The 23837-nt window shown below is 54.6% G+C and carries 14 protein-coding genes and 1 tRNA gene; 6 read left to right on the top strand and 9 right to left on the bottom strand.

Going from position 1 to position 23837, the window contains the following annotated elements; genetic code table 11:
• Window positions 1-13: 13 nt before the first annotated feature.
• The 5 genes from rsmA to GA0061077_RS05540 form a co-directional block, all read right to left on the bottom strand.
• Entirely contained in the window at window positions 14-1015 is a 1002-nt protein-coding gene (gene rsmA / locus GA0061077_RS05560) for a 16S rRNA (adenine(1518)-N(6)/adenine(1519)-N(6))-dimethyltransferase RsmA (protein WP_091848149.1), read from the bottom strand.
• A gap of 72 nt (window positions 1016-1087) precedes the next feature.
• Window positions 1088-2563: an aggregation-promoting factor C-terminal-like domain-containing protein gene (locus tag GA0061077_RS05555; RefSeq protein ID WP_091847971.1), complete on the bottom strand. Its 1476-nt coding sequence runs from the start codon at window positions 2561-2563 to the stop codon at window positions 1088-1090.
• A 209-nt stretch (window positions 2564-2772) separates the two neighbouring features.
• Window positions 2773-2849, bottom strand: a tRNA-Thr gene (locus tag GA0061077_RS05550).
• 159 nt (window positions 2850-3008) lie between these two features.
• The gene (locus GA0061077_RS05545; RefSeq protein ID WP_091847970.1) at window positions 3009-3980 is read right to left on the bottom strand and encodes a DsbA family protein; all 972 of its coding nucleotides are present in this window, start codon (window positions 3978-3980) and stop codon (window positions 3009-3011) included.
• A gap of 164 nt (window positions 3981-4144) precedes the next feature.
• Window positions 4145-6445 carry a serine/threonine-protein kinase gene (locus GA0061077_RS05540; protein WP_091848148.1) on the bottom strand — a complete coding sequence of 767 codons (2301 nt, stop codon included), beginning with the start codon at window positions 6443-6445 and terminating at the stop codon, window positions 4145-4147.
• A gap of 300 nt (window positions 6446-6745) precedes the next feature.
• Between GA0061077_RS05540 and GA0061077_RS05535 the strand changes: the two genes are divergently transcribed.
• The 3 genes from GA0061077_RS05535 (at window position 6746) to GA0061077_RS05525 (ending at window position 13123) form a co-directional block, all read left to right on the top strand.
• Window positions 6746-9742 carry a beta-glucosidase gene (locus GA0061077_RS05535; RefSeq protein WP_091848147.1) on the top strand — a complete coding sequence of 999 codons (2997 nt, stop codon included), beginning with the start codon at window positions 6746-6748 and terminating at the stop codon, window positions 9740-9742.
• 343 nt (window positions 9743-10085) lie between these two features.
• Window positions 10086-12533: a glycoside hydrolase family 3 C-terminal domain-containing protein gene (locus GA0061077_RS05530; protein ID WP_091847969.1), complete on the top strand. Its 2448-nt coding sequence runs from the start codon at window positions 10086-10088 to the stop codon at window positions 12531-12533.
• 71 nt (window positions 12534-12604) lie between these two features.
• Window positions 12605-13123 (top strand): GtrA family protein, encoded by a 519-nt coding sequence (locus GA0061077_RS05525; RefSeq protein ID WP_091848146.1) that lies wholly within the window; start codon window positions 12605-12607, stop codon window positions 13121-13123.
• A gap of 106 nt (window positions 13124-13229) precedes the next feature.
• Here the strand turns inward: GA0061077_RS05525 and GA0061077_RS05520 are convergent, their stop codons facing one another.
• Window positions 13230-14573, bottom strand: a complete 1344-nt coding sequence (locus GA0061077_RS05520) for a sensor histidine kinase (protein ID WP_091847968.1) — start codon at window positions 14571-14573, stop codon at window positions 13230-13232.
• Window positions 14570-15289: a LytR/AlgR family response regulator transcription factor gene (locus GA0061077_RS05515; RefSeq protein WP_091847967.1), complete on the bottom strand. Its 720-nt coding sequence runs from the start codon at window positions 15287-15289 to the stop codon at window positions 14570-14572. Before GA0061077_RS05515 ends, GA0061077_RS05520 begins: the two co-directional genes overlap by 4 nt.
• Window positions 15290-15849: 560 nt before the next feature.
• On the opposite strand from GA0061077_RS05515, the gene GA0061077_RS05505 reads away from it, so the two are divergent.
• Complete coding sequence (locus GA0061077_RS05505; RefSeq protein WP_091847965.1) at window positions 15850-17307, top strand: amidohydrolase; 1458 nt, start codon at window positions 15850-15852, stop codon at window positions 17305-17307.
• A gap of 114 nt (window positions 17308-17421) precedes the next feature.
• On the opposite strand, the gene GA0061077_RS05500 is transcribed toward GA0061077_RS05505, so the two are convergent.
• Together GA0061077_RS05500 and GA0061077_RS05490 are read right to left on the bottom strand one after the other, a co-directional pair.
• Window positions 17422-18996 carry a dicarboxylate/amino acid:cation symporter gene (locus tag GA0061077_RS05500; RefSeq protein WP_091847964.1) on the bottom strand — a complete coding sequence of 525 codons (1575 nt, stop codon included), beginning with the start codon at window positions 18994-18996 and terminating at the stop codon, window positions 17422-17424.
• Window positions 18997-19719: 723 nt separating this feature from the next.
• Window positions 19720-20067 (bottom strand): hypothetical protein, encoded by a 348-nt coding sequence (locus tag GA0061077_RS05490; RefSeq protein WP_091847962.1) that lies wholly within the window; start codon window positions 20065-20067, stop codon window positions 19720-19722.
• A 694-nt stretch (window positions 20068-20761) separates the two neighbouring features.
• Between GA0061077_RS05490 and GA0061077_RS05485 the strand changes: the two genes are divergently transcribed.
• A complete protein-coding gene (locus GA0061077_RS05485) occupies window positions 20762-21889 on the top strand; it encodes an ABC transporter ATP-binding protein (protein ID WP_091847961.1) in 1128 nt (375 codons plus the stop codon).
• A 185-nt stretch (window positions 21890-22074) separates the two neighbouring features.
• Window positions 22075-23739, top strand: coding sequence for a DUF4032 domain-containing protein (locus GA0061077_RS05480; RefSeq protein ID WP_407640891.1), 1665 nt, complete (start codon window positions 22075-22077; stop codon window positions 23737-23739).
• Window positions 23740-23837: the final 98 nt, after the last annotated feature.

Raw genomic sequence — 23837 nt, 5'->3', positions numbered from 1 at the left:
CCCGCGCACGTATCTATGCTTGCAGAGCGCCGGCAAGCGCGGCAAATTCGCTGATGGTCAGTGTCTCCCCGCGTCTGGTTGGGTCGATGCCGGCAGATTTGAAGGCTTCCTCAGGCACTAGTTTTTTCAATGCTGCGTGCAGAGTCTTGCGGCGCTGGCCGAAGGCTGTGTCGATAAGCTGGAACACTTGTTCCCTATCGACTTCAACGTTGATGGGCGAAATCGGTCGGGCGGTGCCGGTTGTATACGGTAAGCCTGCGGCATCCGATCCGTTGGTGTCTTTCTTCGCTTCGTTTGTGTTCTCGGCGTTGGCGTAGCGGACGAAGGAAACAAGTGCGGAGTCAACGTTTGGAATGGGCCAAAAGACGTTGCGTCCCACCAGCCCGACTCGCTCGGCCCGACCATACCATGCCAGCTTCACACTTGGTGTGCCGTAGATTTTCGAACCCGGTTTGGCTGCGAGCCGGTCTGCCACTTCCTTCTGCACCATGACAAGGAAACGATCAAGATTGTCGAAGCGCTCGAGCAACGTGAGCAGTATCGGTGTCGCAACGTTGTACGGCAGATTGGAAACCAGCATGAAACTATCGTCCGATTGCGAACCGGTGGGTGCATATTCCGGCAGTGTTTCGGGGCTCAGGTTCAGCGCGTCTCCCCTGATGACCGTGAAATGGTCAACAGTGTCGGGCATGAACTGTGCAACGGTTTCTGGCAGGCGCTGCGCCAGCGAGGGATCGATTTCCACCGCTGTGACATGCGCGCCCGTTTCCAAGAGCGCCAGCGTAAGCGAACCGAGTCCTGGGCCCACCTCAAGCACGCGGGAATGCGCAGTCACGCCGGCCTCCCGTACGATCCGTCGCACAGTTCCCGGGTCGATAACAAAATTCTGCCCGAATTTCTTGGTCGGGCTGATGTCGGATTCACCTGCGATTCGTCGCACGTCTGCGGCTCCCAGTAGCTGGCTTTCGCCAGCGGTGCGCTCATCTTGGTTTGCCTGATTCGTGTGCTCTGTCATCTCTTCATCCATACTTCTCAAGATACTCTCTACTCATGAACCAATCTGAGGGTATGTGTGGGAACAGTTGATTTAATACCATCCGCCATGTCCTGAATATGGTGGCTTGCATCGTGAAAGCCACTTTTGCCAAGCGTTCGAAGGATTCCCATAGGTGATCTTGATATAATTTAGGCCCCAATCAATCTGTGTTGCGGCATTGTCTCTCCAGTCGTCCCCGTATTTAGCCATTTTGTTGCCGGGAAGGGCTTGTGGAATGCCATATGCGCCTGATGTTTGGTTTCCCGCGCCCCATCGCCAATTGGATTCGTGGTCCCACAATACGATCAGATCTTGGAATTGTTGGCCTGTCCAACCGTATTGAGCGGCCGCTCCGGCAGCATAGGCCTGTGCCTGTGCTGGGCTCGCGTGCCAGTAGGCGCCTCCACCTGAGCTGGGAGGTGTGGAGGGTGCCGGCGCAGGGGCTGGTGCGGGTGCAGGTGCTGGAGTGGGTGGTGACGGCTTGGATGGTTGAGGCTGCTGTGAGGGTGCCGATGGTGTGCCCGGCTTGCTGGGGTTTGACGGGCTGGAATTAGGGGTGGACGGCGTTTGCTTGTTGCTTGAATCGTTCTCTTTCTTCGATTTGTCGTCTTTCGGCTTGTCGTCCTTGTTCGTTCCGCTGTCCTTGCCGGTCGAAGGTTCCGGTTCTGCCGGTGCGGCGGGACCTACGGCTACGACCTGGTCTATTGCCGCCTGTGTGACGGTTTCGGACTTCAATGTCGAGCTTTCGGCCTGACCATCGACATAGGTGACGTCGTAGACCTGCTCTTTGTTGCCGTTCTTTCCGACTTGGCGAATCTCGGTCTGTCCCGGCTGCAGACTGGGGTCGACCACGGTGCGTGTGGAGAAAAGTACGGGAGTGTCCTTTGTCTCTTGGCCGTGTGTGACTCGCTGGACTCGCAGGATGGTCTGTCCGTTCTCCTCGCTTACATTGACGCGGTCTTCCTTACCGATGGTGATGTTTTTGGAGTCAAGAATTGAAGCGGCCGTAAGCCTGCCGTTGGGGGCTATGGAGGTTTTGCCGTCGGCTATCACCGTGACCGGGCCCTCTTTGTTGATAACAAACCCGCCGGTAAGCTGGTTGTAGATATTTCCGACGTTGACCGAGATTTTCGTTGCGTTCTGGTCGTTGGTGTTGAAGAAGCCCAGTAGCTGGTCGGCGCTTGTGGCATAGGTCCAGAAGGGCACTTCCTGTCCGTCGATGTTGATGGTGGTCTGGTAGGCACTGCGTACTGTGACCACGTCGTGGTCGCTTAAGCCGTTATTTTCGTTCGTGGAATCGATGAAATCATGGGTTTTGATCTTGACTCCCTGCTCTTGAAGCAGACGAGGCACACTTGTTGCATAAGTTGTAACGCTCTTTGTCTCACCGTTGACCGTCAATGCCACCGTCTTGCGTGCGGTGACGGCGAACATTCCTATGCTGGCAAGCGTTACCGCAGCCGCACAAATGGCCACGCGTATCCTGCGTAGCGTCACAAAACGTCGTGGAGTCCATCGACGTGCCATTCAAGCCCCCTGAAGAAAATCGGACATGCCTCGCATGCCTAGTCCCAATTGTCGGATTCCAGTCTAACGGTATAACCTTAAAGGTTGCAATATTGGTGAAATCATGCGGGTAAAACCCGCAAACGACAGTCCGTTCGGATTCTCTGCACGCAAAATCGCCGCGATGAGTGGCGTGGAGACAAGAAAAGGCGCGCCCCTCCCCCTGTTGTTGGAGCCTTCTGTCGGGATCGAACCGACGACCTGCCGCTTACAAGGCGGCTGCTCTGGCCATCTGAGCTAAGAAGGCATTGCTTTCGACTGTAACGCAAAGCAAACAGAATGCATTCTAACAGAACGGCTCGATTATTGCACTTCCCGAAAATAACGGACTGGCTGACGAATCGTTGTGCAAATTCGTCAGCCAGTCGTTGTGGTACGGTTTTGACGGCAGGTGCCTGCTTTGTGATTATTGCAGGGGCTTGGGGGCTTTCGTTCCGCCGATTTTCGGCATCACGCCTTCCTTGCCGACTTCTGATTCTTTGATGTCGAGCGACGTGAGCAATGCCTCCTTCTGAGGGATGTGCAAGTCGGAGATTTCGCTCTGCTCAATGAGCTTGCCATTGATCAGAACCGTCGGGGTGCTCATCTTGCCCTTGTTATTACCGTAGTTGCTCTCCAAATCTTTGCGGCTGACCGCGTAGTCGTAGGAAGCTTCAAGCCATTTGTTGTATTGTCCGCCGAACGCCTTGTCCATCACGGCCTCTGGGACACCGGCCTTGAGGCCTTGCTCCTTGATTTTGGCGTTGTCGGTTGGGACGTAGTCGGAACCCTCTTCCGGCTGGAAGTCCGTGTCGTAGAGGTTGCTGATGAACTTCATTAGGTGCTGGGTGTCTGGATCGTTGCTGGCAACATAGAGCACGGCGCCGGCGGTACGGGTGGAGTACTGGTCCGTTGAATTTCCGTCCAGGAAGTTCATGAGGTGGTAGACCAGATTGATCTGTCCGGCATTGACGAGCCTGACCAGGTCATCGTCGATTTGGCGGTGCAGGGAGCCACAGCCGGGGCACATCGGATCCATGTAGATGTCAACCGTGGGGGCGTTTTTGATTTTCTTGCCGTAGCCGTCCTTCGAAATCAGGATGCCGCCCTTTTTGTCGACTGCGGAGGGCTTTGTTTTCACCTTTTGCAGGGCTTCGTAAGCGCTGCTAGTCGAGACCGGCTTCGGCTCCTCCTTCTTATCGAAAGGGTGGAACGTCGCGATGGCGATGATGGCTACAAGCGCAACAACGACCGCAACGACGATACCTCCGATGATGGTCTGCTGTTTGCGTTCCTTGGCGGCGATTTCAGCTTGCTCCCGTCGTAACGCCTCTTGTTCAGCCTGGCGTCTGGCACGCGCTTTGCGTTTCTGTGCCTTTCTGTTGCCTTGTTCTGCCATGGGTCCTTCTTCATGTCGTTGGTGACTTAGCTGCCGATTGCCTTAAAAATCAACGTCTGTGGCGCTCTGACAGCTGCACAACGGGTGTGCTCAAGTATGTCCTTTAATTGTGCACGAATGGGTGGATGAATTGTTCAAAGAAGGGTCACATAATGGTCGGTCAGCTATAACGACGGGTTTGGCAGCGGAATCCAATCGATTTGACCATTCGTCAGCACCAGTACGGCCGCTGCCACCGTTGCAACGGCCCATAGTATTAGCATTATTGAGCCTCGATTGAGCCAATGTGAGCCGTGGGGCTCGTTGACGTTTTCACCGACGCCGGAAAGGTCGTCGTCGACGTAACCGTCAGCATACCCGTCGTCCTGCGGTTCGAAGATTTCTCGCGTCTCGCCAGCTGTGCCATTGATGGCAGTCGACCGATGTCGGCTTTTGCCCAAGCATCCCGCCCCAAGACGTAGCGTTGCCTTTCGTGGTCCGAAAACCGTGATCAGCCAGGCTGCGGCCATGAATATTGCGAGTGATGCGCTCGAATATGAGAAGGAGATGTCGGCCGCCAGCAGCAAAGGGATATGCAACGAGCCGATAGTCATACTGACTGTTTTGGTGGGCAGTCCGGATACCAGATTCACCACAATCGGCGAAAGATCGGCAATCAGAACCATCGCCACTATTCGTGGAATGGATGAAAGAAGAGCCTTGATTGCGTGCCAGGGGAGGCTCGCCAAGCGCAAAGCTGTGTCGCCGCGTTTGCGGATGCCATCACGTCGAGCTTCGCGTTCAAGCTGCGACGTTTCGCCGTAACCGAGCGTTAGCAGCAGCCATAGCAGGACCGCTGCGCAGCACAGCGAGACAGCAGGCATCGCTGCGGCGAGCAGTGCGAGAGGGACCATGGCAAGCCACAGCACTAACGTCGAACGCGATATTAACGCGTCTCGCCTGATGTCGGCGGGATTGACCGTTTGCTCGGGCAGCGGAGCTGGAGGCATCGGTATGTTCGCTGGGCTGTATGGGTACGACGCATAAACAGAGGGTTGTGTTTGCGGGGCCATTGACGGTTGTGCTTGCGGCAATAGATTCATGGCAAGGGGCATGGTGCCGGTTTCCATCGGTTGCGCTGGTTGTATGTTCGATGTCGGCAGCACGGACGTCTGATCCATGTTCGTTGAACCGTTCGAACCAACTGGAACGGGGGCGGTTTCACTGCCTTCCGGCTGCGCCATGAGTCGTGTTGAGTCACGCGGTTGTCGTTGTGCGGGTTCGAGTTGACGTGTAATCAAATCCGTGGGATTGTCGGTCCACATCGATCTCGGGTTATCCTGAATCGGGCTTCCGGAATCTGAATCAGTTCGAGGGCTTATGCCAAAAGGGGGCATCACCTCTTGTGTTTTATAGGTTTCCGTATTGGCGTTATTTGCGGCGGCACCGTTATTTTTCAATGGCCACGGCATGGTGTCATTGCTCTCGTCGTTGCTTAGCTCGCCGTTTTCGAACGGGTTGAGTGTGTCGAGTGTGATGCCCTGAAGCAAATCTTGTGGACTGCAACGTTTCGATGGGTCGGGGTTAAGTGCACTGCGCAAGGCCGCAAGTGTGTTGGGCGCAAGGCCGGCAAGATTGGCGTTACCGCTTGCCTCACGTTCGAGCACCGCCATCATGGGCTTGCTGCCAAAAACCGGGTGGCCGGTGGCGGCGAAGGCGATCACACTCGCAAGCGACCACCAGTCCGTGGCCTCGTTGCTTTCCGCTCCGTCAATGATTTCGGGAGCGATAAAACCGGGTGTACCCATCACCAGACCGGTGCGTGTGACATGGCTTTCGCCTTCGGTCATCGCAATGCCGAAATCAACCAAAACCGGTCCGGAAGCCGAAATCATGACGTTTGTGGGTTTGATGTCACGGTGGATGATGCCTTGTGCGTGCACCGCCTGCACGGCATCAATCAGTTTGGCGGCTAGACGCTGCAGGTCGTCGCCTACATACCGTCCATTCGCGGCCACATCGTCCTGCAGGTTCTTGCCCTCGATCAGCTCGGTGACGATGAATGCGAGGGAATCATCGAGTTCCATGTCAACGATGGCGCAAACGCCGGGATGATTAATCTTGCGCATTGCCACGGCCTCACGGCGCATGCGCTCGCGGGCGGTTACATGGACCTCATGGCTGTGATGATGAGAGTGTACGCTTCCGGTCTCATTGCCGTTGTTCTGATCGGCGTTCGAATCGTTTCCGATACCTTCGGCGACATTCGCGTGCGGTCCTTCTGAAGGTGTGCCATCGCTGCCGGCTTCATTGCCGTCTCGGAGCGAATCGCGCAAGATTTTCATTGCATACATCTCTCCGCCACCGTCGCGTACGCGCCAGACCGAACCCATGGCACCGCCGCCCAGTCGCGAGATCAGTGTGTATCCGCCGACGATGTCCCCAGCTTGTAAGTCCAACGCGTTCAAGTCGCTCATGTCCCCCATGATACTGGGGCGGGCGGAGGGTGCTGTGCCAGTGGTCTTAACGGCGGCAGGCGGGCGCGAGTGCAAGCGGTTGTATAATTGATATCACATCGTTGTTTGTGCACAGAACATGCTGGCAAAATGACAGGCTAAGTGGAAAAGTTACGTCGTTTTGACTAACAGTGCACAATGAAATTGTATGAATGTTGCATCGTCGCATTGGCTTTGTTCAAAGTTGAGCGAGTATGTACGGTTGCGATACTGTGATTCAGGCGCAATCGATTCATTCACGATATGCAGGTAAATAAGAGAGGACTTCTCATGTTGCAGATCAACATGGCTGATGTCGTCAACGTCATTAAGTCATTGGTGCCCTATCTGGTGGCGATTGGTGTCTTTATGGTTTTGGCCGTTATCATCAGCATCGCCGTCAACAAGAAGACGGTAAAAAACGTCGGAACCCGCAAGTTCGTGCGCAGCGAGACGTGGCTTGTGGCCATGGTGGCCATAGTTGCCGCCGTCTCCATGATGCTCACCGGCCCGATGGCCACGCTGCTCAACAATGTGTCTGCTAAGAAATATGAGCTTTCACAGAGCACTGTGGACAAGGGTAATAAACTCGCTGAGGATATTCAGAGCGAAGCGGTGACCCTTCTGAAGAATGATGGCAACAACTTGCCACTTTCCAGCAAGAAGGTCAACGTATTCGGCTGGGGCTCCACCAACCCGGTTTATGGTGGAACGGGTTCTGGTTCGATGTCGAAGCAGTATCCCACCGTTTCCCTGCTTCAGGGTATGAAGAATGCCGGCCTCGAACCCAACGACAAGCTTTCCAAGCTTTATACGGATTACCGTAAGGATCGTCCGGAAGTTGGTATGTTTGCCCAGGATTGGACCCTACCCGAAGTGCCAGCGGACCGGTATTCGCAGAGCCTCATCGATCAGGCGAAGTCATACTCCGACCAGGCAGTTGTGGTTATTAGCCGTGTAGGCGGCGAGGGCGCCGATCTTCCGACCAATATGAAAGCCAAGGATATTACCTACACCAACAACTCGAAGAATTATGAGGACTTCCAAGAAGGCGAATCCATCCTGCAGCTCGATCAGACCGAGAAGAACATGCTCGATCTCGTCGCCAAGAACTTCCAGAACGTGACGGTTGTTTACAACGGTGCAAACACGTTCCAGTTCGACTTCCTTGATCAATATCCTCAGGTCAAGTCTCTCGTGTGGTGTCCGCCGGCTGGTCAGACCGGCTTCACATCTCTCGGTCGTGTGCTCGCGGGCGACATCAACCCGTCCGGTCGCACTGCAGATACCTTCCTGAAGGATTTGAAGAAGTCCGTCACCTACAACAACTCTGGTGATTTCAAGTACAACAACGTTGATGAATTCGCGCAGAGCTTTGCCGGCTTCACCGGTAAGACCGAGACTGTCAAGCCGACTTTCATCAATTACACCGAGGGTATTTATGTCGGCTACCGCTTCTACGAGACTGCTGCCAAGGAAGGTCTGATCGACTATAACAGCATGGTTCGCTATCCATTCGGTTACGGCCTGAGCTACACCAAGTTCAGCGAAAAGATGGGTTCGATCAACCACAGCAACGGCAAGGTCAGCTTTGATGTCACCGTGAAGAACGATGGGTCCAAGGCTGGCAAGGACGTCGTTCAGGTCTACTACAACCCTCCGTACACCGAAGGTGGCATCGAGAAGGCGAGCACCAATCTTGTTGCGTTCGCCAAGACCGATGTTCTCAAGCCTGGCGCTTCGCAGACCGTGAAGATCGAGTTCAACGATTCCGACATGGCTTCGTACGATTCGAAGGGTGCTCGTGCATACGTGCTTGAGCAGGGGCAGTATGAGATTTCGGTGCAGTCCGATTCCCACACCGTGATCGATACCAAGACGGTTACCGTCGACTCCACGACCACGTACAACGCCAAGGGCAAGGCCCATAACGGAGACAAGACACCGGCGACGAACATCTTCGACAAGGCCAGGGGCGAGAACGTCACGTATCTCTCCCGTGCCGGACACTTCGCGAACTTCGCTGCTGCAAATTCGGTTCCCACCGATTTCAAGATGAGCGACAAAGTGAAGTCTGAGTTCGTCAACAACGGCAACTACAAGGCGGCCGACCATAACCAGGCCGACGACAAGATGCCTACGACAGGTGCGAAGAACAACGTTCGCCTGGCGTCGCTGCGTGGAAAGTCTTTTGACGATCCTGAATGGGACAAGCTGCTCGACCAGTTGACGTTCAAGGAGATGGATGAGCTCATCGCCAATGGTGGATACGGCACCGCTGCGATTGATTCCATCGGCAAGGCGCGTGTCACTGACGCTGATGGCCCTGCTTCCTTGAACAACAACTTCACCAAGGCCGGTTCTATCGGCTTCCCGGCTTCCACCGCCGTCGCTGCGACCTTCAACAAAGATCTCGCCAAGCGCTTCGGTGAGCTCATCGGTGAAATGGGTCACGACATGCACGTTGCCGGCTGGTACGCACCTGCAATGAACGTGCATCGCGATGTGTTCGGCGGCCGCAACTTCGAGTACTTCTCCGAGGATCCGCTGGTAGCCGGCACAATGGCCTCCAATCAGGCTGCTGGTGCCCAGTCCAAGGGCGTCTACGCATTCATCAAGCACTTCGCGATGAATGAGCAGGAAAGCAACCGTACCAACATGCTTTGCACCTGGGCTGACGAGCAGGCGATGCGTGAGGTGTACCTGAAGCCGTTCGAGATGAGCGTGAAGACCGGTGGCGCACGGGCTGTGATGAGCTCCTTCAACTATATCGGACCCACTTATGCAGGTGCGAATCCGGCGTTGCTTCAGTCGCTGCTGCGCGACGAGTGGGGCTTTAAGGGCTTCGTTGTTACGGATTACTATGCAGGTTACGGCTTCCAGAACGCCGATCAGATCATTCGCAACGGCGGTGACACCATGTTGGCGACCACCAAGGTGACCAATCACATCACCGACAAGTCCGCGACTTCCGTGATTGCCATGCGTAGGGCTACCAAGAACGTGCTCTACACCGTGGTGAACAGCTGGGAGTACGAGAAGGGTGAGCCGAAGGCTGAGACCCCGATCTGGCGTACGGCTATGTATGCTGCTTGGGTTGTCTTCGGACTGCTCTTCATCGGTCTTGAAGTTGTGGCCATCCGCCGCTTCCGCAGCCGTCGTGAGGCGGCCAAGGTGACTGAAGCTCTTCAGTCCGTTGAGACTCCGGAGCAGGCAGTTTCCGACGAAATGGCCGAGTCTGTCACTCCCGATGGAACTGCAGAGCAGGTCACTTCCGAAGAGGAGTGAGCATAAGGTGAAAGGCCTTGATTCCGGTGTTCGTTGATAGTGCTTTGATGGTTCACCGGGCAAAGGTTTGAACTAATACGCAAAGCCCCCATCTGCTACGTTCGGTGGGGGCTTTGCCATATCTTCACGGCTTCGCACCGTTCATGCCAACGAATCGACAGCTTAGGCTGTAACGGCTCCCGGTCGTTGATTTTGTTGCTTAAATAAAATTGCTATTGGTGGATTGTATGCGATGTGGCACAGCCTTGTGCGGCGTTGCATATATCTGCACACTAATGCATGTCGGGTTTCAGCTACGGTGACGATAGCTGTATGGCGACAACAAAATTACTGAAGGAGAACCATGGAACTCGAAGAGCTTTCGGTGACCGAGAAAGCCGCGATGCTTTCCGGCGGATCCGAGTGGGATTCGCGGGGCAATGAGCGTGCCGGCATCCCCAGCTTTGTGATGAGCGATGGCCCCCACGGCGTACGTCGACAGCTTGGCGCAGGCGATCATCTCGGTCTCGGCGCATCCAAGCCTGCAACCTGCTTCCCCACCGCCGGTACGGTGGCCAATTCTTGGGATCCCGATCTCGCTGAGGAAATGGGAAAGGCATTGGGACGTGAGGCGCATGACCTTGACGTGAATGTGCTGCTCGGTCCGGGCATGAACATCAAGCGCAACCCGCTGTGCGGCCGCAACTTCGAGTATTATTCCGAAGACCCGCAGGTCGCCGGACGCTTGGCCACTGGCCTCGTCAAGGGTATTCAGAGCAATGGTGTCTCTTCCTGTCCGAAGCATTTTGCCGTCAACAGTCAGGAGCTGCGCCGTCAGGCGTCCAATTCGGTTATCGACGAGCGCACATTGCGTGAGCTGTATCTGACCGGTTTTGAAATCATGATTCGTGAGGCCAGCCCTTGGGCCATCATGACTTCCTACAATCAGGTCAACGGCACATATGCCCACGAAAACAAGCACCTGCTGACCGAAATTCTTCGTCAGGAATGGGGGTTCGACGGCACCGTCATCTCCGACTGGGGTGGTTCGAATTCCGCGGTTGCCGCAGTGAAAGCAGGCGGCTCGCTTGAGATGCCGTCGCCGGGATACACCTCCGTGCGTGAGCTGGTGGGGGCGGTGAAGGCCGGTACTTTGGCCGAGGCTGATATCAACGTTCGTGCCCGCGAGGTTGCCACACTTGCCGAACGGACGCGTTTTGAGGGTGTGGGACGCGATGACCTCCTTAGTGATGATGTTATTAAGACGCATCATGAAATCGCTCGTCATGTGGCTGAAAACACGGCTGTGTTGCTTAGGAACGGCAGTGCAGACGGCACTGTCGCTCCGGCGCTCCCCCTCAAGCCGGGTACCCGTGTGGCGGTTATCGGCGATATGGCCGAAACGGCGCGTTACCAAGGATCCGGATCTTCGAAGGTCAACGCGACTGGTGAGGAGAACCTGCTCGATGAGCTCAAGAAGATGGGCGGCATCGATGTTGTCGGTTATCAGCAGGGCTACGAGCGCCACGGTGGCAAGAACAGTGTGCTGGTTGAAGATGCCGTTGCACTGGCGGCGGCCGATACCACCGATGTGGTCGTCGCTGTCGTTGGTCTTGATGAACGCAGTGAGTCCGAAGGTCTCGACCGTTCCACCATGGCCATCGCTGAAGGTCAGAATGAACTGGTCAAAGCACTGTCCGCCACCGGAAAGCCCGTGGTTGTCGTGCTTGTTGCAGGCTCTCCCGTCGAACTGCCTTGGTTTGACGATATCGCTTCGCTTCTGTACATCGGTCTTTCCGGTCAGGCCGGAGCTTCGGCGACCGCGCGTGTGCTTGTAGGCGAAGTCAATCCATCCGGTCATCTTGCCGAGACTTGGCCGCTCAAGTACACGGATTGCCCCAGCTCTGGCTGGTACCCGGCCATCGGTCGCGACGCGATTTATCGTGAAGGGCCCTTCGTCGGCTACCGTTATTACCAGACCGCGGGCGTGCCTGTTCGCTTCCCGTTCGGTTACGGCCTGAGCTACAGCACGTTTACGTATTCCGATCTGAGCAGCGACGAAAATGGCATCACATTTAGTGTGACCAATGATTCCGACATCCCCGGTGCCACTGTCGCGCAGATGTATGTGCGCGGTCCGCAGGGCGGTGCGATGCGTCCAGATCGAGAGCTCAAGGGCTTCAAGAAGGTCTTTCTCGGCGCTCATGAAACCAAGAAAGTCACCATCGCGTTTGACCGCTATACGTTCCGTCATTACGACGTGGTGCCAGGCACTTGGAAAACGGAGACGGGCGAACGTGAAATTCTCGTCGGCGACTCCGTCGTGAACCTACCGCTTTCCGTTCGTGAGTCGATTCAAGGCGATATTGATCTGTGCCCGCCGAACCCGGTGCTCGGCAACTACCTCAAGGGTAGGGTCAAGGATGTCACCGACAACGAGATGACCGCCTTGTTCGGTCACGGTGTCATCGCTCCCGGCAAGACCACCGTCTTCGGGGAGAACGACCCGATTTCCTCGTGGGTCGATTCACGTGGCTTTGTAGCGCGCACGATTGCAAAGACGCTGACCAAACGTGAGGAATCTGTCCGTCGGAAAACCGGCCAGCCTGACCTCAATACCCTCTTCATCCTCAACATGCCGCCACGTGCGATGTGCAAGATGACGCAAGGCATGATCGACGCGGCGATGGTGCAGGCCATCGTCAAGATTGCGAACGGCCATACCTTCCGGGGTATCGGTTCGTTCGTCGCCGGTTATTTCCGCAATATTTCCGCCAATAAGCGTGTAGAAAAGGAGCTTGAAAACAAATGAACGAGTCCGCACATCAGTCAGTAGACAATCAGAATCCGGGACCTGGCAACGATCCTGAAGGCAGGGGATTCATGGCCGCTTGCAGGCGTCTGATTGACAAATATCCGAACCTTTGGGAATTCATCAAGTTCAACGTGCTCTCGAACATCTCGACCATCACGCGTTTCGTGGCTGTATGGGGCCTGACCGCGCTGTTTGTGCACGCGATGAACCTGACTCAACCGTTCAGTTTCCTTATTTTCAACTATTCGAAACCAAGCTCCAACGGTTTGGGCGGATTCCTCACTTTCCTGATTGCGGAAATACTGGCTCAGGCAGTCAATTTTGTGGTCCAGATGAAGTGGGTTTTCAAGTCTGACGCAAGCTTCAAGTCCGCTGCATGGAAGTATGCGATTCTGGCTGTCATCATCGTCATTGTCGGTCTGCTGTTGCCAGGTTACATCACCACAATCTGCAAGGGCTTCGGTTGGAATGACGCCATTTCCTCGACTTTGGCTTCCGTGGTCAATACGATTCTGGCCGTCGTCATCAGCTATCCGCTGCTCAAGTGGTGGATAGCCCCCGCTGAGAAGGGCGAAAAATCCGAATAGTAGCCAATTTTGAATTGGCTGTAGTGATTAACGGTAACAGTGTCCGTAGAAACGTGTAAACCACACGATTCTACGGACACTGTGCGTTTGTGGGGGTATTGGTTGTTTAGTGCGGCAGCAATACGGTCAGGGTGAACCAGTGATCGTGGGTTTTGATGCTGACGTTGCCGTTGTATAGCTTGGCGATATGCTGGATTGATTTCACACCGTAGCCGTGGGCGCGATCGTCCGATTTAGTGGTGCGCAAATCGCCTTGGTTGTCCCGTTGCAGTGCGGATTCGTAATAGTTTTCGACGCGTATGACCGTGAACCGACCGTGTGTGTGAAGTGCGAGTTTGATGAGGCGGCGTTCCGGCTTTGTGACTTTCGATGCTGCTTCTATGGCATTGTCCAGTGCGTTGCCGAAGAGCGTGGCAATGTCCATCGAGCTCATGTTGGACAGTAATTTACCGTCGGCGACGGTGGTTAGGGTGATGCCGTGCTGCGCGCACGTCTTGACTTTGGAAGTGAGAATAACATCAAGCACCGAATTGCCGGTGTGCTCTTGGGCGCTGTACTCTTTGACCGACGCCTCAAGTTGTTCGAAGCCGGCGGCTGCGTGCTCGGGGTCGACCTCGGCTCTCAGTGCAGCGATCTGATGCTTCAAATCATGTGCGATGCGTCCGAGTGATTCGATGTTTTCCTTGGACTGCAGATATTCCTGGTGCTCGCTTTGCAGTTTTGCGTCGATGGACGTGAGTTCGACATTGGCTCGGGTCACGCGCGCCTGCTCCTGTTGCGCTTTCAGAATGGCGTAGCCGCACAAATCAACGAGCGTGCGGATGTAGAAGATTTCCTGCCCAACCGATCCGGAAAATGGCGTGTTGGTCGAAATGAAGCTCAGATTGCTCATGGCGAAGGTAACGATGGTGATGATGACGGAACCCATCACCACCGTGCGGCTGGGATCCATCGGGCGTTCGCGTTCGAAATTGCGGCGCTCGATAATCCATGCCATACCGAACCCGACAAAATAAATAATCGTGGCAAGGCAGACTGTCGGCAGTTCAAGTCCGGCAAGGGGTGCGTGCCTGCGCAGATTTGTGTGGTCGTTGAACCCGATAAATGTGGCGATCTGCCAGTGCAATGACGCTATAAGTTCTGCGAGTACGAAAGCACGTGTGGTGATATACAAGCATTCTCGCATCGTGGTTTGCGCGCCAAAAAAGATGACTGCATACATTCCGGCTACTGCAAGCAGCATTCCGAAGATCCAAAAATCAATGTCCATCGCCCCGTCGAAATACTGGATGCCGATGATCGCGGGAAGGCCGACGGCCGCCGCGGTTATACTGCGCCATTTCGGTGCGCGCCGGTACATGACCAGCAGGTAGATCACACAGGATAGCCATTCGCAGATGCCGGTATACAGTCGCGGGATGTTGGGCAGCGCGTTCGTGATGGTGGTCATTGCGACCCGCCGTTTATATAGCTGGCAAGTGCGGAGACAAAGCCTTTTTTGCGCGGCCGGCTGACGCGTAGGCGTTCCCCATTGCTCATGATGCAATCCTGGTCCTCGATGCCGGTGACATGGCGCAGGTTGACCAGATAGCAGGAATTTGATCGAAAGAAATCATGCTCGGTAAGCTGCGCCTCGAGCTCCTTCAATGTCGATGTGACCGAAAGCTTGCCATCAAGCGTGTGAATGATGATGGTGTGTCGGATTGATTCGATGTAGACGATGGACTTGAGTTCAACGCGGGCGCGCTGCGAACCAATTTCGAAAAGCATCGATTCGTCGGCCTGGCGCCGCACGGTCAGGATGCAGCGTTGCAGTTCTTGGCAGAACGCAAAGTAGGGGACTGGCTTGAGCAAATATGAGAGTGCCTGCACCTCATATCCGTTGATGGCGTACTGCGAAGCGTTGGTGATGAAGACGATAACCACGCTGTTGTCGATTTTGCGGATGCGTCGCGCCGCCTCCATGCCATCCATTTCCTTCATTTCGATATCAAGCAGCAGGATGTCGTAGATGGGCCGGTAGTTTTCAACGATTTTGGCACCGTCGTCAAATACGGAAACCGTGAAGTTTTCGTTGTTTTCGTTTTGGTAATGGTCCAGATATTCAAGCACTTGCTGGCATGCAGCGGGTTCATCTTCCACCACGCCAATCCTTATGCCGCGCATAGTGCCGCCTTTCCTTGAGAGTTCAAGCCCTATCATACTGGCAGATGGCATTATTTGAGGTGTTGCCAATCGTGATTTATTTGGTTGTACTGCCGATTTCGTATGGAGCTAAATTGTTGGCATTGATTATAAATGGGTAAACGTATTTGATATGCCTATATTGTAAGTATTCGGTAGGATAAATTCCTGTCTCGTTATTTTGACGGCAAGTGGTTCGATGGTGGTGTGATGACGCAACGTGATGTCGATGTTTCCGCTGGTCTTCTCCGTTTGTGCCCAACGGCTTGTAGGCTGCCAAGAAAAAGGCCACCTTGGGCACAGACCGGCGTTTTGATTTTGATCGTCTCTGGCGTTATGGTGCTGTTTGCCGCTATTGCTGCTGCATTCAAGTTCGGTAGCCGCAAGCGCGTTTGACCTTGCCCGCCGTTATAGCGGCAGACGACTTGATAGAATCGGTCGCGAGAGGCTGAGTTGATTATGTGGCCAACGCGGTGTCTGCCAGCCCATTTTATGTTATCCGGGAACATGGAGAAGGCTTACATCCTGAAAGGAAATGCCTTATGCAAGTTGCAAACATCAATGATGACAAGCGCCGAATCATGGATATCGTCGATGAAAAGAAAGACGAGTTCATAGAGGCTTCGGATCGTATCTGGGAGACGCCCGAGACACGGTTCACAGTGCCGAATTCCGTTGAGCAACATTATAAAGTGCTTGAAAAAGAGGGCTTCGATGTTCAAAAAGGCGTGGCGGGCATGGAGTACGCTTACATCGCCACCTACGGTTCCGGCAGTCCTGTGATCGGCATCACCGCGGAATATGACGCGCTTGATAATCTGAGTCAGGAAGCCGGCAATCCCGATCGTAAGCCGTTGGTGGCGGGAGCTCCGGGGCAGGGCTGCGGCCACAACGTGCTCGGCACAGGTGCCCTGGGTGCGGCCGTTGCGCTGAAGACGCTGATGGAGGAAAAACAGCTCAAGGGTACGCTGAAACTGTTCGGCTGCCCGGCCGAGGAAAGCGGTTACGGCAAGGCGTTCATGGCTCGTGACGGTGTCTTCGATGACGTTGATGCGGCCTTCACCTGGCATCCATCAGATGTTACCTCTGTCGCTGGTGGCGGCGGACTTGCGGTGATACAGGCCAACTTCAGCTTCAAGGGTGTTGCGGCTCATGCGGCTGCGGCTCCGGAGCAGGGACGTGACGCACTCGATGCAGCAACGCTGATGACGGTGGGAGTGCAGTTCCTTCGTGAGCACATCATCGATGAAGCCCGCATTCACTACGCGTACCTGGATGATGGCGGCAAGTCGGCGAACGTCGTGCATCCCACCGCAACGCTGTACTTCTTCGTGCGTGCCCCGTTCCTTGAGCAGGCCAAGCCAATCTACGACCGTGTCGTCAAGATCGCTAAGGGCGCTGCCATGATGACGGATACCGAGCTATCCATCGACTTCGATTCCGCTTGCGCCAACTATGTGCCGAACCACCCGCTGAGTGAGGCGATGGACAAGAACCTCGATCTGGTCGGCCCGCTTGAGCTCACCGATGAGGAGATGGAATTCGAACGCAAGATTCAGTCAAACAACCCCGAAGGCTATGTTGGCCCGCTAACCGAACGCCTCAAGGCGGCGAACCCTGAACTGAGCGATGAAGAAGCGAGCGAAATCGCCAATTCTAGTATGGCGCTGCCCAAATTCCCGCTCATCTATACGACCAGCACCAAGGGCCAGGCATCCACCGATGTCGGTGATGTGAGTTGGTGCACCCCCACTGCACAGTTCATGGCCGGCTTCGAACCTTTGGGTACCCCGCCTCATTCTTGGCAGTGGGTGGCCAACGGGCAATCGAGCGTGGCTCACAAGGGCCTAGTGATGGCTGCGAAGACCATAGCGCTGACCGCTTACGATGCCTTGACCGATCAGAAGCTGTTGCAGGAGGCCAAGGAAAGCTATGCCGAGCAGTTCAAGGGCAAGCCTTACCGGTCCGTGATTCCGGCGGAAACTCAGCCACACGGCTGAGTGCCGCCGCTGATTCCGCTTCGATGACGTGAAAAGCGCATCGTCCCCGAGATAACCTCGTCGGACGATGCGCTTTTTCCTGCTGTGTGATTCTCAGCAGTTTTCGGCGATGCGTTATTTCTCGTCGTGCTTATCGAAAGAACGCAGGCCGCACATGTCGTTGTCCTGACTGTCAAGGGCAGCGCTTGGCGAGAAATTGAGCAGATTCTCGGTAGAGGCAAGGTTCAGTGAAGGAGTTGGCGAATTTGTCGCCGATGCCTGAACCGATTCTGTGGTTGCCGCTTCACGCTCACCTGCGTTTTCTGCCGAGCTGGTGCTTGCTGCAAGTATGTCGGCTTCCTTGTGAGAATTCAGCGAATCTTGCTTGTCGTCAGTGAGTTCCTCGCGGCCTTCGTAAAGGTTCGGGTTGAGCTGGTGCTCGGTGGCAGCGACAATCACCGCGGTATTGGAAGCTCCGGCCACATTAAGCGCGGTTCGTCCCATGTCCGCGATTTGCGAGATCGGTTGGGCGATGCCGATGAAGGCAATCGGCAGGCCGGTGGCGGCGAACAGGGAGGTTGCGGTGATGGTGGCGGTTCCGGGCACTCCGACAGTGCCGATGGAAATCAGCAGGGTCAGTGCCACAAGAAGCAGATATTGCAGGGGAGAGTAGTGCATATCCAATGAGTTGATGGCAAACACTGCAAGCAGTGTGGGCCATACACCAGCGCATCCCGGCATGCCCAGATTTGCACCCAGTGAGGCGACGAACGAGGCGATGTCTTCAGGAACTCCGCCCTTGCGCAACTGCCGTACGGTCACGGGAATGGTACCGATGCTGCTTTCGGAGGTGAATGCGACAACTCCTGCCGGCCAGAAGAATTTGAAGAAATGCAGCGGATTGATTCGCGCGGTCACGCCGAGAATGAAGGGCTGGATGGCGAACATCTGCACTGCCATGGCGATGTAAGCCACGACCAACACAAGCAGCAGCGGCAGCAGCGCCACGAGGTTGCTGTTGGAGATGGCTGCGGCGATGAGTGCAAGTACGGCGTATGGAGTGAATCCAACGACGATCTGCGTGGCTTTGGAAAGGACGACGTTGCCTGCATCTACGAATGTTTTGAACGGTTTGACAACCGTTTCGCCTTTGGCTGTTGAGGCTGCTGAGTTGTAGGCCAGACCCACGAGGACAGCGAAAATGACGACCGGCACCACCTGGTTCGCCGACCAACTGGATATGAGGTTGGAGGGGAAGAGCCCGACGATGGTATCAAGCACCGCGGGCACCTGTTTGGCTTGATAATGCTGTGGCATGGCGACATTGAAGCCCTTGCCCACGCCGAACGCCAGCGCAAGCCCGAGCGTGATGAGCGAAGCGGTCAACGTATTGAGCAGTAGGAAGACCACGGTTTTCGCGCCGATGTTCTTCAGGCGCAGCGACGAACCGAGATTGGTGATGCTTGCGATGACGCTGAACAGCAGCAGCGGCACGACGATGGCGCCGATGGCGTTCGACCAGATTTCGCCGAACGCCGCGATGAAGGTGGTGTGCTCCTTGAACACCACCCCCATGATGATGCCGAGCAAGGTGGCGATAATTACGCGGGCGCTGAAGCCGGCTTTTTTCTTGATGCTTAGCAGCGCCAATCCGGCGAACAACAGGGTGGTAACGCTTAAAGCCAGCCAGTTCCATAAGGTGTCTGTCATGATGTTCCTCTCAATTACTGTTGTGTGAAAATAGGTAAAGCTTTGTTGATGAATGGCATACGATTATGGTGATGCGAATATGCTATGACAATGCTGAAAACGTTCGTATTTCAGTATTTTTGGAGTGGGTGAAGGGGCAATAATTGCCAGAGAGGCTGTTTGCAAATCCTGTTTCGAATTTGAAACGCCGAATTATGTCCGTTCTGCTGCGAACATCAATGGGAATCGTTAATCCTGTAGTAAGACCAAGAGCAAGTAGATGTCTAAGGTGAACTACATCACAGCATGCGCAGGAACTTCAGCGTCAGAGCAGCCGATCTGTTTCAGTGACAACAAGAAATCGTCATACAGGACATCATTGTGCTGGGACGAGAAATGCAGCTCATGGCCGAACGGTTGAAGCCGGCCTGAATGTTGCTGTCCACAAAAGAAAATGATGATGTCATATCTGTGACGATAACGCATGAAAGGAATGCACGCAAGATTTTAATCAAAAATTGATGATTGTGTGCCTGGCGAAGAGTGTTGAAGTGAATTCAGTGCAACGTTAACAGCTTGTTAGAAGGTCTCGTTGATTCAAAGTGCCGGATGGATATTAAGAACTCCTCGGGACGGATAGTTGACGGCAATGCGCTAAGAACGTGCGAAATGCATAAACCTGCCAGCTCGAAGCGCCAGGCTCATCTGTTCCCGAGGAGACCTGGCAGCTGAGGAGTCGGCGGTTCAGTCTCGTCTGTTACTGGGGGTGTACTCGCTTTTTTTGTTGTCACGCCGGATGATTTCCCGAGCTATTGACTCGATGTTGCACAAACGCAAAGCGTCGTCTCCGCGCACTCCCGTGGCCTCTTCCTCAGAAATGACCCCCGTCTGCACCAAGGCCTCTACCGGGTTGATGCCGTAGCTGTGCGCAATGGTGATAATTTCGTCGGTTGCCAGCTCGTTTGATTTGAATCGTTTGTACAAAGTGGCGTACGGGATTCCTGTCAGCTGTGATATCTTGTTAATCGAATCGTCATGGGTGATTTCTCGCAGCCATTGGATCTGATTACCGGAAGTTAAATAAATATTCATATTATAGTCTTCTGATGGGTTTATCGGTTATTGCGACATAAAAATTATATTTAAATCCGTGACAACGAAACAAAAATGGGTGCAGTTTTCGTCATATTTTCAATCGGATGTGTGGATGGTTGCGCAAAACGAACACCGCTCATGATAGCCGCAGCGCTTGGGGTACGAGATTTATTGCTTGTGGCAAACATCCTCTGATTGTTGCGAAATCTGGGTTTTGAGGTCTTGAAAACGAAGAAGTAAAGCGTTTTGCCATGCTTCTGTGAACTCGACAAGTGTTCTTGAAAAATAAAATTCCGTCTTCAGCTTAATTTGTCGGCTCAGGATTCAACAAACAGTCTTACTGTGTTAAAAACGCATAAGTGTTTAATTTAATGTGCAACAGGAATTACTTTATATTGATGTGAATATTCTCTCATTATGGTGATTGAAGTATACATCTCACTTCATTCTGAATGCCCTGCAGACGAATATTCATCGAAATTCGTCATTTACTGGGTATATGTTGCGGTTGCCGGCATCGCCAGAGTATAGTTAAGGCTGAGCCGAAGGGGACGGTCCCTTCACAAGACCCCACTCAGAATGGAATGAAAGTGCGGAAATTCGTTTCTCGATGTTGTCCTACGGATTGATGCAAAACCCCTTCACAGCGGATCGTTCGGCACGTACCTGCCGATGAAAGGACTAATTTATTATGGCAAAAGTTGTATTCGACCATGTTTCACGTATCTATCCAGGCAATACCGAGGCCTCGGTATCCGATCTTTCACTCGATATTAAAGACGGTGAATTCCTTGTGCTCGTAGGGCCTTCCGGCTGTGGCAAGTCAACGACGCTGCGTATGCTCGCTGGCCTTGAGGAAGTCAACAAAGGCAAGATTTTCATCGGCGATAAAGACGTCACGACGATGCAGCCGAAGGACCGCGACATCGCCATGGTCTTCCAGAACTACGCTCTGTATCCTCACATGACTGTGGCCGACAACATGGGCTTCGCACTGAAGATCGCAGGCGTCCCGAAGGAAGAGATCCGTCAGCGCGTTGAGGAGGCCGCAAAGGTCCTCGATTTGACCGAGTTCCTTGACCGTAAGCCAAAGGCACTTTCCGGTGGTCAGCGTCAGCGTGTGGCCATGGGCCGCGCCATCGTCCGTAAGCCGCAGGTCTTCCTCATGGATGAGCCGCTTTCCAATTTGGATGCAAAGCTCCGTGTGCAGACCCGTACCCAGATTGCCGCCTTGCAGCGCCAGCTCGGCGTCACCACCCTCTACGTCACCCACGATCAGACCGAGGCTCTGACGATGGGCGACCGCATCGCCGTCATCAAGCTTGGTGTTCTGCAGCAGGTTGGCGCCCCCACCGATCTATATGATAAGCCGCAAAATGTCTTTGTCGCCGGCTTCATTGGCTCGCCTTCCATGAACATCAACACCCACCCGGTTGTTGATGGTAAGGCAAAGATCGGCAGCGATACCGTCGAGCTTGACAAGGCTGCTGTTGACAAGCTCACTCCGGAGGATGAAGGCCAGATTGTTGTCGGCTTCCGTCCTGAAGATGCCAGCCTGGCAGATCCTGAAGAGGCCAACGCCTTCTCGCTGAGGGTTCAGAATGTTGAAGATCTGGGAAGCGATGGTTACATCTATGGTGATATCGTCACCGACGGTTTTGCCTCGCAGGCCGCTGCAACGATGTCCGATCAGAACAAGTTAACCACGATTCGCGTCAACCCGCGTCGGCTTCCGAAGATCGGCGACATTGTCAAGATCAAGATTGATCTGTCCAAGATGCACCTTTTCTCCCCGGCTTCCGAGCTGCGTCTGAACTAATCGCATTTATGCGTTGAAAGGCCTGCACGTCCGCGTGTGGGCCTTTTCGTATTGCTTGAGGATTGACGGTCCGCCATGCCTGTTTTATGACTGGGAAAGAAGGTGTGCGAGACGAATTGGGAACTATCCTGTTCGGGCGCTAGATTTGAGGTATGGAACTGACCGGTGGAATGCAAGGAATGCAAATGGATCCGAGGGCTCTGAAGGCCACGTCGGTGACCGCCCCCGACATCGAAGAGGCCGAGGTGGCCGAGCCGTCAGCGTTAAAGATTACCGCTGCCAGTTCCAACCCGAAAATGTTCACGTTGCCTTGGGGGAAGCCGTTGGCGAGCTGGCCCAAGGAACTGCTGGCCAATCTGCCGCGCGGTATTTCGCGACACGTCGTACGATTCGTGCATGTCGGCGATGAAATCTATGCCATGAAGGAAATTACCAGCCGTGTGGCTGCCCGCGAATACGAGCTGTTGCGCCGTCTGCAAAAACTAGAGCTGCCGACGGTCACCCCTATTGCGGTCGTGACCGGGCGGCACACGCGCGATGGTGAGCCGTTGGAATCGATTTTGGTGTCCAAACAGCTCAAGTTTTCACTGCCGTACCGTGCCTTGTTCGCCGGGAATCTGCGCCCGGACACCACCGATCGATTGATCGATGCGCTTGCGGTGTTGATGGTGCGTCTGCATCTTTCCGGTTTCTATTGGGGGGATGTCTCGCTTTCGAATGTCCTCTTCCTGCGTGATGCCGATGCGTTCTCGGCCTTCTTGGTAGACGCGGAAACCGGTGTTCTTCACACCTCGTTGACGGTCGGGCAACGTGAATATGACATGGATTTGGCCCGTACCAACATCATCGGCGAGCTTATGGACTTGGGTTCCGGCAAGCTGCTGCCTGACGAGGTTGACGAAGTGGCGGTGGGCGACCGATTGCTTGAACGTTACCATTCGCTGTGGGGTGCGCTAACCGATCAGGATGACTTCGGTCCTGATGAGATGTGGAAAATCGAGAAGCGCATCAACAAGCTCAATGATTTGGGCTTCGACGTCGACGAGCTTGAAGTCAAGACCGCCGATGACGGCAAGCGTGTGCTTGTCAGACCACGCGTGGTTGATGCCGGATACGCATCTCGCAAGCTCTTGCGTCTCACCGGCTTGGATGTGCAGGAGAACCAGGCTCGTAGGCTCTTGAACGACCTTGATGCTTATCGTGCTTCCACCTGGCGCGATGGAGAGGAACTGGAAATCGTGGCCACGGACTGGATGCGCGAAGTCTTCGAGCCGGTCGTGCGAATGATTCCCCGTGGATACCGTTCCAAAATCGAGCCTGCGCAGTTCTTCCATGAAGTGCTGCAAAATCGTTGGTATATGGCCGAAAAAGTAGGGCATGACATACCCACCGCCGTTGCCGCAAGCGATTATATCAAGAATAACCTGCCCAAGTACAACATCGACTCGAAGACGCTCGCGGAAATCAACGCTGATGCGGATTCAGGCGTAGTTGACGACACGGCCGCTTACAGTGGCTCATCCGATGGGGCAGCGTCTGCCGAAGCTGAGGAAGATGGCGATATCGTTGGGGCGGATAACGAGAACGTGGACAGCATCGGGCGTGACGGCTATGCCAATTTGCTTGGCGGTTTAGGGGATATTGGGTCCGCGAGCGCAACTGATGGACTTGATCTTGATGTCAATTCGGATGTATTCGAGGGCATGTGGCCCACGCATGCTGATTCGTTCGGTCAGCATTCCGTGGCTGATGAGGAAGGTACGGGCTCTGGTGCCGCTTCCGTTGCCGACGATGACGATGATTACGATCCGGACGAATATGATCAGGATGCTGCCGTGTGGATCCATTGAATCGCGAGAGTGCAACGTATAGCGAGAGGGTCCCAGTGAAGTTCGTCTGGGACCCTCTCGCTAAGGTCGCTCATGTTGTCGTCATGCCGGTTGTGGTT

It is taken from the genome of Bifidobacterium commune (assembly GCF_900094885.1).
Lineage (GTDB): Bacteria > Actinomycetota > Actinomycetes > Actinomycetales > Bifidobacteriaceae > Bifidobacterium > Bifidobacterium commune.
This window is presented reverse-complemented; position numbering and strand designations above follow the sequence as displayed.